General features: G+C 30.8%; 14 protein-coding genes. 8 read left to right on the forward strand and 6 right to left on the reverse strand.

All coding sequences use genetic code 11. The features are described from left to right. Positions 1-271: 271 nt before the first annotated feature. The gene (locus N524_RS0104935) at positions 272-961 is read right to left on the reverse strand and encodes a helix-turn-helix transcriptional regulator (protein WP_029055822.1); all 690 of its coding nucleotides are present in this window, start codon (positions 959-961) and stop codon (positions 272-274) included. Positions 962-1,408: 447 nt separating this feature from the next. Between N524_RS0104935 and N524_RS0104940 the strand changes: the two genes are divergently transcribed. The 7 genes from N524_RS0104940 to N524_RS0104970 all read left to right on the forward strand — a co-directional run bounded on the left by N524_RS0104940 (position 1,409) and on the right by N524_RS0104970 (position 9,481). Continuing rightward, a complete protein-coding gene (locus N524_RS0104940) occupies positions 1,409-2,200 on the forward strand; it encodes an inositol monophosphatase family protein (RefSeq protein WP_029055823.1) in 792 nt (263 codons plus the stop codon). 174 nt (positions 2,201-2,374) lie between these two features. Next, positions 2,375-3,325, forward strand: coding sequence for an LCP family glycopolymer transferase (locus N524_RS0104945; RefSeq protein ID WP_029055824.1), 951 nt, complete (start codon positions 2,375-2,377; stop codon positions 3,323-3,325). Positions 3,326-3,568: 243 nt separating this feature from the next. Further along, on the forward strand, positions 3,569-6,523 hold the full coding sequence (gene fdhF / locus N524_RS0104950; protein ID WP_029055825.1) for a formate dehydrogenase subunit alpha: 2,955 nt from the start codon (positions 3,569-3,571) through the stop codon (positions 6,521-6,523). Then, positions 6,523-6,993, forward strand: coding sequence for a DUF1641 domain-containing protein (locus N524_RS0104955; protein ID WP_029055826.1), 471 nt, complete (start codon positions 6,523-6,525; stop codon positions 6,991-6,993). The genes fdhF and N524_RS0104955 overlap by 1 nt, the downstream gene beginning before the upstream one ends. 142 nt (positions 6,994-7,135) lie before the next feature. Continuing rightward, a complete protein-coding gene (locus tag N524_RS0104960) occupies positions 7,136-7,384 on the forward strand; it encodes a hypothetical protein (protein WP_017636451.1) in 249 nt (82 codons plus the stop codon). Positions 7,385-7,407: 23 nt separating this feature from the next. Next, the gene (locus N524_RS0104965) at positions 7,408-8,184 is read left to right on the forward strand and encodes an N-acetylglucosaminidase (protein ID WP_029055828.1); all 777 of its coding nucleotides are present in this window, start codon (positions 7,408-7,410) and stop codon (positions 8,182-8,184) included. 172 nt (positions 8,185-8,356) lie between these two features. Beyond that, entirely contained in the window at positions 8,357-9,481 is a 1,125-nt protein-coding gene (locus N524_RS0104970) for an FAD-dependent monooxygenase (RefSeq protein WP_029055829.1), read from the forward strand. Between the two features lie 119 nt (positions 9,482-9,600). Here the strand turns inward: N524_RS0104970 and N524_RS0104975 are convergent, their stop codons facing one another. The 5 genes from N524_RS0104975 to N524_RS0104995 form a co-directional block, all read right to left on the reverse strand. Then, a complete protein-coding gene (locus N524_RS0104975) occupies positions 9,601-10,560 on the reverse strand; it encodes a 2-hydroxyacid dehydrogenase family protein (RefSeq protein ID WP_029055830.1) in 960 nt (319 codons plus the stop codon). A 78-nt stretch (positions 10,561-10,638) separates the two neighbouring features. Next, positions 10,639-10,953 (reverse strand): DMT family transporter, encoded by a 315-nt coding sequence (locus N524_RS0104980; protein WP_029055831.1) that lies wholly within the window; start codon positions 10,951-10,953, stop codon positions 10,639-10,641. Further along, positions 10,953-11,285, reverse strand: coding sequence for a DMT family transporter (locus tag N524_RS0104985; RefSeq protein ID WP_029055832.1), 333 nt, complete (start codon positions 11,283-11,285; stop codon positions 10,953-10,955). The genes N524_RS0104980 and N524_RS0104985 overlap by 1 nt, the downstream gene beginning before the upstream one ends. A gap of 151 nt (positions 11,286-11,436) precedes the next feature. Further along, positions 11,437-11,937 (reverse strand): CHAP domain-containing protein, encoded by a 501-nt coding sequence (locus N524_RS0104990; RefSeq protein ID WP_017636445.1) that lies wholly within the window; start codon positions 11,935-11,937, stop codon positions 11,437-11,439. Positions 11,938-12,256: 319 nt separating this feature from the next. Beyond that, the gene (locus N524_RS0104995; RefSeq protein WP_029055833.1) at positions 12,257-12,700 is read right to left on the reverse strand and encodes a DUF4870 domain-containing protein; all 444 of its coding nucleotides are present in this window, start codon (positions 12,698-12,700) and stop codon (positions 12,257-12,259) included. A 388-nt stretch (positions 12,701-13,088) separates the two neighbouring features. Here N524_RS0104995 and N524_RS0105000 point away from each other — a divergent pair, with 388 nt between their 5' ends. Continuing rightward, a complete protein-coding gene (locus tag N524_RS0105000; protein WP_029055834.1) occupies positions 13,089-14,159 on the forward strand; it encodes an NAD/NADP-dependent octopine/nopaline dehydrogenase family protein in 1,071 nt (356 codons plus the stop codon). Positions 14,160-14,210 lie beyond the last annotated feature (51 nt).

Raw genomic sequence — 14,210 nt, forward strand, 5'->3', positions numbered from 1 at the left:
AGGCTATATGTATATTGTCGCCTAGTGAGATAGTTATAGAAATCATTTAAAGTCATACTTTTTGTGTAACAAATTAGTATGACTTATTTAATAGCAATAAGCTATTAAGAACAAAAGGTTCGCATGAACTAAAGAGTTCATGCATAAGAGTTACTACGCACTAAAGTGCAAGTACCTCTAATGAATTAGGAGTGAAATAAAGGATTACACTAGCTAAAGCTAGTGCATAAGAACCACTAGCCTAATAAAATTAGGAGTGGTTCTTTATATTTCAGGTGGGGTCTGATAAAAATTGCTGATAGTTATCAATTGTTATATCTTGTGTTTTAATTGTTTTTTCAAATGAATAAGAAATGTCTTGTATATCTCTTATTAAAAGTTCTCTAGTGGAACCTAAGCCAATTTCGAATACGATAGCATGCCATTGACCATCTTTACACAACAATCCAATAAAGATTACATTTTCAGCAACAGTTCGATCTTCTTCGTAAAAATCTACTAGCATCACTTTACGCTCAGAACAGTATATTAAAATATCAGAAAAAATATTGGGTAATGTAACCTGAGTAGTGTCTTCAAATTTTATATAATAGTCCATCTTTTTTAATAATTTGCGTATACGTGTTTGCGGTAAACTTAAACATTGTTTCAAAATAGCCTGAATTTCTTTCGCATAGGGCAAAGTTGAATAAGATTGACTTTCATTTAAAGTAAGAAATAATGCAGAAAGTTGAGCATCTGTTAAAGTTAGCGCAATTTTTGATTGTGATTCTTGAATTTTATAGCCGCCTTGACTGCCATGTGATGCATGTATTTGTACACCTTGATTTTCTAAATCATCAATATCTCTAAGAATTGTACGTTTTGAAACTTTAAATCTTTTTGCTAATTCAGAAGCAGTAATCTTATTACTTTGCTGAATTTCTTGTATCAGTCGATTTTGACGTTCTAATTTATTCAATGAAAGTCACCTCCAATAAACATTACATATTACAATAATTATATCATATAAGCGACAATGATGACATTTGTAGCTTATTTTAGAAATAAAAAGTGAAAAATATCTCAAAAAAATTTAGAAAACGATTACAAACGGAAAAAGTTTATGTTAATATATTATTTGTAACAGGGGGAGCGATTAACAAAGGGGTAGAGCTATATAACAGGTAGCTGATAATCGTTCGAGTTACACTAAAACATCTTCAATATTTATTACTTACTTTCCTTTCTATTTGTCGGCTAGCATAAGACTAGCCGATTTTTTTTATGTCAATAATGTTAATGTAGGACTAAAATTTTTAAGTACAATATATTATGACTATGTTAGAGTAGATTTTAATGAATTATAGTTTTTAAATAAAATTTGAACATACAATGATAAATAGAAAAAAATAAAGAGGTGTTATAGATGACTAATTATCAACTAAATGATATAGATCAAATGGTTACAGAATGGTTAGAAAATATAGACAATATTATCCCTAAATTAATTTTTGATATGCATACTGAAACAAAATTAAATCGATTTGATTTAGTGACGAATGTTGATCAGCAAATCCAAAATGAATTTCAACAATTTTTAAGTAACCACTTACCAGATCATCAATTATTTGCTGAAGAAAAGAGCAATGAAGGGATTGATCCTAGGCAAGGCCATGTATGGATTATGGATCCTATAGATGGTACAGCGAATTTAGTTAAACAGCAAGAAGATTATTGTATAATTCTAGGTTATTTCGTAGATGGAGAACCTAAAATATCATATATCTATGATTATCCACATGGACATTTATATAAAGCGATTGAAAATAAAGGTGCATATGATAATAACCAAATATTATTAGCCCCGCCAATCATAGATATAAAAGATGCCATTCTATCATTTAATACACAAGTGTTGAATGATGAAACAATGCATGAATTATATGAGGCATCCTTTGGACATAGAATTATAGGATCATGTGGTTTAGATTCATTAAGAGTGATTAAAGGTCAATTTGGTGCACATATCAATACTAATCCTAAACCTTGGTATATCGCAGCTCAATTCTTATTTGCAAAAGAACTTGGTTTAAAAATGAGTTCATTGGATGGCAAACAAATAGACTTATCAACTGCAGCGCCATTTATTATAAGTAATGAAGGATGTTATAAAGAAGTCCTTGAAATTTTAAATAGTGGTTCTGGATACGGAAAATAATATTATAAATATATTGCCTCATCACTATATGATGTCCATATTTGACACTTAGATTATTCTTTTAAATTAATTTTTGTATAATAAGACTTTAGAAGTATAGTAAAATTAATTTTCTATTATATAATAATTAAGGTATGTAGTATGTGACACAGTTAAGGAAAAGGAGTGATGGGTGTGCGCAGATCAGAAAAAAATAAAATGAGTCTACCCGCAAAAATTTTAGTTTGGTTTATCGGAATATTATTTATTTTAGCCTTAGTAGCAGTGATTTATGTCGTTGCTAAAATTTTTATCACTGGCGATAAAATACATAATCCTTTAGATAGAGATCATTCTCACTTGAGAGATGGAAAGGTTAATTTAAAAAATGGTGATCCATTTACAATTGCACTATTTGGTGTAGATTCAGATGCTGAACGTAAGGCACAGGGTGGCGGCTCTCGTAGTGATACGATTATGATATTATCAATTAACCCAGAAAAGAAAAAAACTGAAATAGTTAGTGTTCCTAGAGATACACAAGCTAAAATTGTAGGAAAGGGTACAACAGAGAAAATAGCGCACGCTTATGCTTATGGTGGGCCTAGTATGTCTATCAATTCATTAGAAAAATTAATGAATGTACCTATTGATCATTATGCAACCATTGATATGGACGGATTACACGATATGATTGATACACTTGGCGGTATAGATGTTGTCAGCAATGATACTTTTACAACTAATGGCGTTCATTTTGAAAAAGGAAAGAAAACACACGTAAATGGAAAAGAAGCAATGAGCTTTATTCGAAGTCGTAAAGAAGAAGGTGCTGGTGGTGACTTCGGACGTCAAGAACGTCAGCAACTGATATTAGAAGCTATGGCAAATAAAATGACTAGCGCATCTTCTATTGCACACTTCCCATCTTTAATGAATGAAATCCAAAAAAATGTGAAGACAGATTTATCATTAGGTGAACTGAATACTATTAGAAGTAAATATAAAGATGCAAATGATACAGTTAATCGTCATCAACTAGATGGACAAGGTGGCATACAAGACGATGGATTATATTACTTTGTGCCAAGCGATAGCTCTCTTCAAGAAAATGCTAATTTATTAAAAGAAAATCTAAATATGTAATAAAAATTCATAATTTCAATTAATAAAGAACAATGGTGTTAATAGTTAATACCATTGTTCTTTTTTTGCAATTCTCAAAAGCTTTAATTTTATATTAAAATGTAAAAAGTCCTTAACATTGTATGTTTTAAGTTATACAATTAATATGATTCTATCTATTCATATATGTGGGGCATGTAGTTGGATAAGAATAAAAGAAAATGACGTTAGCAATTACGGAAAAATATATAATGGGGTGAAAGTATGAAAGAACATTTAATCGTTACCCTTGACGGAACAGATTATTTAGTTGAACCAGGTACCAATTTATTAGAATTCATACGTTCAAGAGATACATTTGTACCAGCGATTTGTTATAACGAATCAATGGGACCAATTCAAACTTGTGATACTTGTACAGTAGAAATAGATGGCAAAATTGAAAGAGCATGTGGAACATCAATTGATAGACCAATGACAGTTAATACAACAACAGACCATGTTCAAGCTTCTCAAAAAGAAGCGTTAGATCGTATTTTAGAAAAACATATGCTGTATTGTACAGTTTGTGACTATAACAACGGTGATTGTGAAATTCATAATACGATGGATGAGTGGGGGCTCCAACATCAAACTTATGAATATAAAGAAAAGCCATATGAAAAAGATTATGGTCCATTTTATCGTTACGATCCGAACCAATGTATTTTATGTGGACGCTGTGTAGAGGCATGCCAAGATATAGAAGTTAATGAAACAATTAGTATTGATTGGGATAGAGAACACCCAAGAGTAATTTGGGATAATGATGTTCCTATTAATGAATCTTCATGTGTATCTTGTGGTCAATGTGCAACAGTGTGTCCATGTAATGCAATGATGGAAGTCAATATGGAAGGTAATGCTGGTTATATGACTGATACAGAGCCAGGTTCATTAGCTGCTATGATTGATTTAACTAAAAAGGCTGAGCCAGGATATGGACCATTATTTGCCATTTCAGATTCTGAAGCAGAAATGCGTAAAGAACGTATCAATAAGACTAAAACAGTATGTACATATTGTGGTGTTGGATGTTCATTTGAAGTATGGACTAAAGATAGAGAAGTATTAAAAGTACAACCTTCACACGATTCACCAGCAAATAAAATTGCATCATGTGTTAAAGGTAAATTCTCATGGGGCCATATTAATTCAGATCAACGTTTGACTAAACCTTTAGTACGTAAAGATGGACAATTCCATGAAGTAGAGTGGGATGAAGCGTTAAATGTAATCGCTGATAACTTTACTAAAATTAAAGAAAAATATAATGCAGACCATTTAGCATTTATTTCTTCGTCTAAGGCAACTAATGAAGAATCTTATTTAATGCAAAAATTATCACGACAAGTTATTGGTACAAACAATGTTGATAATTGCTCAAGATATTGCCAAGCACCAGCAACAAAAGGGTTATTTAGAACTGTTGGACACGGCGGAGATTCTGGTAGTATTGAAGATTTAGAAAAAGCAGCTATGACTGTACTTATTGGTACAAATACTGCAGAGGCACATCCAGTTATCGCGTCACGTATGAAACGTGCACAAAAACTATTTGGCCAAAAATCTCATGTGTTTGATATTAGAAAACATGAAATGGCTGAACGTGCTTATGAATTCTATCAACCTAAACCAGGAACTGACTTAGTTTGGTTAAGTGCAGTAACAAAATATATCATCGACCATGATTTACATGACAAAGACTTTTTAGATGAATGGGTAGATGATTTTGATAAGTATTATGAATCATTATCAACATTCACTATGGAATTTGCAGAAGAAACAACTGGTATTCCAAAAGAACGTTTAATTAAATTTGCTAATGAAGTAGCCAAAGCTGAATCAGTATCTATTTGTTGGGCAATGGGTATTACGCAACAAGATATCGGTAGTGATTCAAGTACTGCTATTTCTAATTTATTATTAGTTACAGGAAACTATCGTAAACCAGGTACAGGTGCTTATCCATTACGTGGACATAATAATGTTCAAGGTTGTAGTGATATGGGTAGTATGCCAGACAAAATTACAGGTTATCAAAGTGTTGAAGCGGATGATGTTCGTGCTAAATTCGAAAGAGAATATGGCGTAGAATTAAATAAAAAACCAGGTCGTGATAACCACCAAATGATTGAAGGTATTCATAATGGTGAAATCAATTCACTATATTTATACGGTGAAGATACTGGTATCGTTGATTCAAATATCAATTTCGTTCAAGCAGCTTTCGAAAAATTAGACTTTATGGTAGTTCAAGATGAATTTTTAACATATACAGCGACATATGCTGATGTTGTACTACCTGCAAGCCCATCATTAGAAAAAGATGGTACATTCACAAATACAGAACGTCGTATCCAACGTTTATATAAAGCTTTAGAACCTAAAGGCGATTCTAAACCTGACTGGGAAATTTTCCAACTTATTGCTAATCGCTTAGGTTTTAATTGGAATTATCAACATCCTAGCGAAATTATGGATGAAATTGCGCGTTTAACACCTTTATATTCAGGTGTAAGTTATGAGCGTTTAGAAGGGTTCAATAGTTTACAATGGCCAGTTCATGAAGATGGCACAGATGAACCATTACTTTATTTAGAAGGATTTAATTTTGATAATGGTAAAGCTAAACTTTATCCATTAACGTTTGATAATTACTTTAAAGAAGATGAAGTTTATGACCTTCACGTTAATAACGGTCGATTATTAGAACATTTCCATGAAGGAAATATGACGTATCAAACTGAAATGATTAAATATAAAATGCCTAACGCATTTGTTGAAATCTCACCAGAACTTGCTAAAGATCGAGGTATTCATGAAGGCGCAGAATTAAAATTCATTTCTGAATCAGGTGAAGCTACTTTATTAGCACATATTACTGATAGAGTGAGCGGCAAACAAATTTATATTCCATTAAATAATGACGCCCTTGAAAATGGTGCTATGGGTGCGATCAATGCACTTACGAATAGTGATGTGGATCCTGAAACAGATACACCATCATATAAACGAACTAGCGCTCGCATGGAAGTGATTTCTAAACGTGGTAAGTCACCATTGAATCCAACTAACTTCCGTGTAGATAAACAACGTAATCCACAATACAGTGTTAGAGTTGATAAAAAATGGGATCGTGAGGACTATGTTTTCCCGGGAAATCAGGTGAATGACTAATGGCAGAAAGAATAACTGAAATCAAACGTATGCAAAAGTCACCCGAACAAGTTAAAGCAGAAAGTCTTAACGAAGTATTGGATGCTATATCTGAAAACAAAGACAGTATCTTAAAAGCCATACGATTAGTTAAAGTATTAGATGAAGCGAAAATATTAGATGCATTAAATGGTGGTATTAAAGGTAGACAAGTAATTATTAATAAATTTGCTGTTGAACTTAATAAAGACATTTATACAAGATTACTTTCAAATATGGCATCATTAGTATTCTTATTAGGAGACTTAAATGTTAAAGATTTAAGTGAAATGCTTAATAAACTTAATAAAGGTATGCATGTTGCAAATCAAGCAAGCCCTAACTCTAAAACAACGATTAGAAGCTTAATGGGTGTATTAAAAGATGATGATATGAATCGTAGTCTTACATACATGCTAAACTTATTAAAAGGCATGTCTCGAGAAGACTAATTAACATTTGAGGTCAGAACATTTTATCTAGGATAAGCATATTCTCCTATGATGTTCTGATCTCTTTTCTTTATGTCGACAGAAATTTAAAAAATCATGTATCATGTATATTAAATATTATTTTAAAGAATAGAGGTGTCGTATGATAAATCCTAATATATTAAAAGCAATGGCAATTGTATCCAACGTGTTATTAGTGATAGGTATTATCTTTTTAATTATGTTGAAATTAGTGTTAGCCATTACTTTTTTTGCAGTGTCATTAGCTATTAGCTTAGTTATATTTAATGTACTCTTCAGAGATAAAACAGGAATGAAGATTGCTATTAATGTTTCTTTCTTTATAGTTGTCGTGGCAATTGTCGTTGCTTATTTCGTATTATCTAAATAGTTATAAATAGGAGCTTTGAATAAATGAAAAATATGAGTAAAGCCCGCTTGAGTACATTAGTTATCATTGTACTAATTATTATTTTTGGTATTTTGTATATTATTTTCGATACTAATTTATTTAACAATGATAAACGTGTTTCATTTAATGAAGCAGTATCAAGACAACAAAATAAAGGTGTTCTAAATACAAAAGAAGAAAATGGTGAATTTAAAAAGGCGAATGAATCTGATATTAAAAAAGCAATGTCAATTCACCGTGGTGATAATAAACTAAAATACATGGACATATCTGAAAAGGTTCCTATGTCGGAAGCGGAAGTAAATAAGATACTAAAAGGTAAAGGTATATTAGAAAAACAAGGAAAAAGCTTTTTAGATGCCCAAGATAAATACGAAGTAAATATTATTTATTTAATCAGTCATGCTATTATTGAAACAGGTAATGGACAATCAGATTTAGCTCATGGCATTAAAGATGGTAAACATCGTTATTATAACTTTTATGGTATAGGTGCTTTCGATGAAAATGCAGTGCATACTGGTAAAAGTTATGCTAAAAAGCAAGATTGGAATTCACCTAGAAAGGCTATTTTAGGTGGTGCAAAATTTGTTAGAAAGCAATATTTTGAAAATCAGCAAATTTCTTTGTATCAAATGAGATGGAATCCACAAGAACCCGGACAAAATCAATATGCTAGTGATATACATTGGGCAGATAATATTGCCAAGTTTATGAAAAAATATTACGAACAATTTGGTATAAAAAAAGATAAAGTTAGAAAAGATTTTTACTTATAGTCGGTTTCAAATACAAAAGATTAACGTTAGATAGGAAGTTACTATTCATCTGTAATGATGTAGTATACTTCCTTTTTTGTGAAATTTGAAATTTATGTTGTAAGGACCGAATTTTTTTAAAGTTTGAGATATGATAAAATATATTAGAATCACAATGATGAGGTGGAATCATATGAAAATCGCAATCGTCGGTGCAGGTATTGGTGGATTAACTGCTGCTGCACTATTACAAGAACAAGGTCATCAAGTTAAAGTATATGAAAAGAACGACGCTATTAGAGAAATAGGTGCTGGGATAGGTATTGGCGATAATGTGATTAAAAAATTACATAATCACGATTTAGCTAAAGGTATTAAAAATGCAGGTCAAAATTTAACAGCAATGAAAACATTTGATGAACAAAATAATCCATTAATGACTGCTTTTCTTAAACAAGATACACTTAATGTGACATTATCTCGTCAAAAACTAATTAATATTATTCAATCGTACGTTGAACCTGACAGTATTTACTTAAATCATAATGTAACTAAAATAGATAATAATAACTCAAAGGTGACGTTACATTTTATTAAACAGGAAAGTGAAGCATTTGATTTGTGTATTGGTGCAGATGGTATTCATTCCACTGTGAGAAATACTATAGATGAACAAAGTAAAGTACAATATCAAGGTTATACATGTTTTCGTGGTTTAGTGGATGATGTCCAATTAGAAGATCCATTTGTAGCAAAAGAATTTTGGGGTAGAAAAGGTCGAGTAGGTATTGTTCCTCTTGTAGGCAATCAAGCGTATTGGTTTATAACAATTAATACCAAAGAAAATGATCTTAAATACAAATCATTTGGTAAACCACATTTACAAGCGCGTTTTAACCATTACCCAAATGAAGTAAGACATATTCTAGATAAACAAAGTGAAACTGGTATTATATTAAACAATATTTATGATATGAAACCACTCAAATCCTTTGTAAAAGAACGTACTATTTTATTAGGTGACGCTGCACATGCTACAACTCCAAATATGGGACAAGGTGCAGGCCAAGCAATGGAAGACGCAATTGTATTAGCTAATTGTCTAAAAGAATATGATTTTACTAAAGCACTAGAACGTTATGATAAATTAAGAGTCAATCATACATCTAAAGTGATTAAAAAATCACGCAAAATCGGTAAAATAGCTCAATATCAAAATAGATTAATGGTTAAGGCTAGAAATACTGTTATGAAGATATTACCTAATAAAATTGCCTCTAATCAAACTAAATTTCTTTATAAATCTAAAGAAAAATAAAGAGTTACTTCAGAATTTTATTAGATTAGCAGTACTTGTGTCAGAGACATAAAGTTATTAAGAAAAGAGAAACAGCAATCAAGCTCTTTGATGAGCTTGATTGCTGTTTTTAATTACCATTATTTATTATTCACAATAAATTGAGGCGTTTCGCCATTAAGTTTTTTAATAGTGTCGTTAGCAACAATTTTAGCCATCATATCTCTTGCTTCAAATGTTGCATTACCAATATGAGGTGTTAGTACTACATTTTTTAATGTTTTTAATTCATCAGTGATTTGAGGCTCAAATTCATAAACGTCTAAAGCAGCGCCTTCAATTTCTTTATCTTTTAGTGCTTGTACTAATGATTGTTCGTTGACGATAGGACCACGTCCTGCATTTACTAAGTAAGCTGTTGATTTCATTTTCTTAAATTGCTCAGTATCAATTAAATGGTGTAAATCAGGATTGTATGCAGCATTTATAGTAATGAAGTCTGCATTTTCCAATAAAGTATCTAAGTCTACGTATTTAGCTCCGATATCTCTTTCTTTTTCTTCTTTACGGTGAGGCCCAGTGTATAACACGTCCATATCAAATGCACGGGCACGTTTTGCAACTGCACCACCAATTTCACCTAAACCTATAATACCAATAGTTTTTTCAGATACTTCTCGTCCTCTAAAGAATAAAGGTGCCCAACCATCAAATCCTTTAGTACGAGATAATTCATCACCTTCAACGATACGACGCGCAACACTTAAGATAAGACCAATTGTTAAATCAGCTGTTGCGTTAGTTGAAGCTTTCGGCGTATTTGTAACATCGATATTTTTTTCACGTGCATAGTCAATATCGACATTGTTGAAGCCAGCACCATAATTTGCAATGATTTTTAAGTTTTTACCACTATCAATAACTTCTTTATCAACGTTTGTTGATAGTAAACTTACTAATGCTGTTGCATCTTTAACACCATTTATCAATGCTTCTTTACTTATTAAACCTTCGTCATCATACATTTCTACTTCAAAATGCTTTTTCAAAAGTTCTAATCCAACTTCTGGAATTGCACCTGCGATAAATACCTTTTCCATCCTAATCACTCCTTTTATCAACAGTATATAAAAAGATACGAGTCTTAACAATTAATTCAACTATAAGAATAGGTCAAATTAACTTATTAATCGTAATCCGATTACAGCAGCTAATATCATAGCAATACAAATAATACGAAACACATTTTTAGATTCATTATAAAAAATCATACCTATAATAGTACCTCCCGCTGTACCAATGCCTGTCCAAATAGCATAAGCAGTACCCATAGGTATTTCAGTCATTGAAAGCTTCAATGTGCTAAAACTACAGACAAAAGCTATCCCAATTAAAATCATAAATATTTTATTTTTAGTTCGAGACCATTCATTCATAAATACAACGCCAGTAATTTCTAAACAACCAGCGATGATGAGATATATCCATGACATTATTGATGACCTCCTTCAACATCTTCATTCGTTGAAAGTTTTAAACCGACAATTCCTAATATTAATAATATAATTAGAAATAATTTAATAAATGTAAAAGGTTGATTGAAAAAGACCATATCAACAATAACTGTACCTGCAGCTCCTATACCAACAAAAAAAGCGTATACAGTACCTACAGGTAAGCTTTTAGTAGTATCAATCACAAGATAGAAGCTTAAAAATATAAAAATAAGTGTTACTAACCAACTAATAAATGAATCAGCGTTATTCAAACCAGTAACCCATATGATTTCTACTAATCCTGCTAAAATGACTTTTAACCATTTCAATATCGTATTCCTCCTAATAAAATAACAATAAATCTATTCTCTCAAAATCGGTGATAAGAGGCAAAATGTAAGTGTTATAACATAAAAAAACTTGTAAATGATTAATTAATCATTTACAAGTTTGTATTCATTATTCAAATTACTATCAATACTAGATATGGATATAGTTGTATGAACCAGCTTCACTTGCTGAGATTGTACGTGTACTAACAGAGAAAGGTCCACCATTATAGTTCATTTCTGAAACTGTAACTGATCCATCGCTGCTAACATTTTCAACATAAGCAACGTGACCGTAGCCGCCAGCTGATGATTGTAAAATTGATCCTGCTTTAGGTGTGTTGTTTACTGTATAACCAGCTTGTTGTGCTGCTGATGCCCAATTTCTAGCATCTCCCCAAGTTGAACCAATTTTTCCACCAACTTTGTCATATACGTACCAAGTACATTGACCAGCAGTATATAAATTACCAGATGAAGAGTTCTGTGTAGTAGTAGATGTTGTAGTAGTTGTAGTTGAAGTCTGTGTTGTATTATATGATTGATTATTTGGTTGATTAAATTCAGCAGCATCTGCATGATGAGATGTTGTACCGAAATATGCAGCGCCAATGCCTGCTGTTAATGTAGTAATAGTTGCAATTTTTTTCATGATAAATATCCTCCCGAATTTGTTTGGTATTAATATGTAAAGTGATATGGTGTAGCGATCCAAATATCATCTTCATTTACCAATTTAAGTTTTAATCGTTTTACGACAAGAGTAACTTTAACAGATATCAATGACTTTGTGTATGTTGTTACACTATCGTAATTAAATTAAAAAAACCATGACTCTTGTTGTAATAAACAAAAATCATGGTAATAAATATAGTTAACGCTTCCAAAGGCGTTGTTAATATATTTTTTTAATATAAGTAACATTTCTAAAAAACATATATTACAAGAGGTTGTAATAAACTATCCAGAAATTATTTGAAAAATCTTATGCTTAAAGGAATTAAATATTCTTTACCACCATAATATTTTACACATGCAATGATAGTAAAAATAAATGATAGTAAACATAGAACTAATAATGCAATTATGCCAACAATATAGAAGATGATGCCAATTATTGCGGCAGTATCATTATTCATACTTAAACCGATAATAAAAGGTATTAACATAATTACTGTAAGAATGATTGTCCAAATAGTATACGAAATAGCAAAATTAAAATAGTTCTTACCAGCTTTATCAACAAGTTTAGATTCTTTACGTTTAATAACCCAAATAATAATCGGTCCAATAATGCCACTAAATAAACTTAGTAGATATATTAGCATAGACATAAGACGTGAATCTTCATCGTTCGAATCAACCATTTGAGACGTTTGATCAGATATTTCATTATCTTGAAATTGTTCTGCCATAGGAATACCCCCGTTTTATATGTAAATTAAATTTATTACATCTTTACTATATCAAATGTTTATAAATTAATAAATAAGTTTTTAGTTTATATAATAACATGTTTTGTCTTATCGTCTATCTACAGGTTTATTTATTTTAAAATAGGATATATAAAATTATTAGTTTCGTCATTAAGTATTCTGTAACCTAAGTTTATATATAAATTTAATATGTAAATGATGACTAAACTAAATAAATAGTTTAATCATATTGTATTAACAATTATAATGTAGAAATGTAAAATTATTAATGATTTACGAAGGTATAGAGTGGGACTAGGATAACTTTTTATAAAGCCATTTTAGTTCCACCTTTTTAATGAAATATAAATAAGAAAGAGGTTTTTATATGAAAATTGCAATTATTGGATCAGGTAATGGTGCAGTAACAGCTGCTTTAGATATGGTAGACAAAGGGCATGATGTTAAATTATATTGCCGAAATCAATCTATTGAAAAGTTCAATAAAGCATTTGAACGTGGTGGGTTTGATTTTAATAATGAAGGCGAAGAAAAATTTATAGAATTCACTAATATTAGTGATGATATTGAAGATGTAATGAAAGATGCAGAAATTATTCAAGTTATTATTCCTTCTTCATTTATAGAATATTATGCAAAAGTGATGTCTTATCATGTGACAAATAATCAATTAATATTCTTTAACATTGCAGCTTCTATGGCATCTATTCGTTTTATGAATGTATTAGAAGACAGACATATTGATGTTATGCCTAATTTTGCAGAAGCGAATACATTAACATATGGGACTCGTGTTGACTTTAATGAAGCACGCGTTGATTTATCTTTAAACGTACGTAGAGTTTATTTCTCAACATTTAACAGAGAAGAATTGAATGATAGTTATGATAAAGTATCAGAAATTTATCCAAACCTAGTTAAAGAAGAAAGTTTACTTAAAACTAATTTAGAAAATGGTAACCCCGAAGTTCATCCAGGACCAACTTTATTAAATGTAGGTCGTATAGATTATGCAGAAGAGTTCTCATTATATAAAGAAGGAATAACAAAACATACGGTACGTTTACTTCATGGCATTGAATTAGAACGTTTAAATTTAGGACGTAAATTAGGTTTTGAGTTAGAAACCGCTAAAGAATCAAGAATTCAAAGAGGGTATTTAGAACGTAAAGATGAAGACGAACCATTAAATAGATTATTTAATACCAGTCCAGTATTTTCTCAAATTCCAGGTCCTAATCATGTGGAAAATAGATATCTGACAGAGGATATTGCATATGGTCTAGTGCTATGGTCAAGTTTAGGCCGTGTCATAGATGTACCTACACCTAATATAGATGCAGTCATTGTCATTGCTTCTACTATATTAGAACGTGATTTCTTTGAAGATGGTTTAACTGTAGAAGAATTAGGATTAGATAAATTAGATTTAGAATAATTACATGTCAAAAATATTGAAAGGAAAGAGGTCTTGTTTCAAAAAGAAAAG

This window comes from Staphylococcus sp. URHA0057 (assembly GCF_000620265.1).
Taxonomy (GTDB): domain Bacteria; phylum Bacillota; class Bacilli; order Staphylococcales; family Staphylococcaceae; genus Staphylococcus; species Staphylococcus pasteuri.

Excerpts from the sequence above, each read along its gene's own strand:
- N524_RS0104940 (WP_029055823.1), top strand. The coding sequence starts at position 1,409 with ATGACTAATTATCAACTAAATGATATAGATCAAATGGTTACAGAATGG.
- fdhF (WP_029055825.1), top strand. The coding sequence starts at position 3,569 with ATGAAAGAACATTTAATCGTTACCCTTGACGGAACAGATTATTTAGTT.
- N524_RS0104955 (WP_029055826.1), top strand. The coding sequence starts at position 6,523 with ATGGCAGAAAGAATAACTGAAATCAAACGTATGCAAAAGTCACCCGAA.
- N524_RS0104960 (WP_017636451.1), top strand. The coding sequence starts at position 7,136 with ATGATAAATCCTAATATATTAAAAGCAATGGCAATTGTATCCAACGTG.
- N524_RS0104965 (WP_029055828.1), top strand. The coding sequence starts at position 7,408 with ATGAAAAATATGAGTAAAGCCCGCTTGAGTACATTAGTTATCATTGTA.
- N524_RS0104970 (WP_029055829.1), top strand. The coding sequence starts at position 8,357 with ATGAAAATCGCAATCGTCGGTGCAGGTATTGGTGGATTAACTGCTGCT.
- N524_RS0104975 (WP_029055830.1), bottom strand. The coding sequence starts at position 10,560 with ATGGAAAAGGTATTTATCGCAGGTGCAATTCCAGAAGTTGGATTAGAA.
- N524_RS0104980 (WP_029055831.1), bottom strand. The coding sequence starts at position 10,953 with ATGTCATGGATATATCTCATCATCGCTGGTTGTTTAGAAATTACTGGC.
- N524_RS0104990 (WP_017636445.1), bottom strand. The coding sequence starts at position 11,937 with ATGAAAAAAATTGCAACTATTACTACATTAACAGCAGGCATTGGCGCT.
- N524_RS0104995 (WP_029055833.1), bottom strand. The coding sequence starts at position 12,700 with ATGGCAGAACAATTTCAAGATAATGAAATATCTGATCAAACGTCTCAA.
- N524_RS0105000 (WP_029055834.1), top strand. The coding sequence starts at position 13,089 with ATGAAAATTGCAATTATTGGATCAGGTAATGGTGCAGTAACAGCTGCT.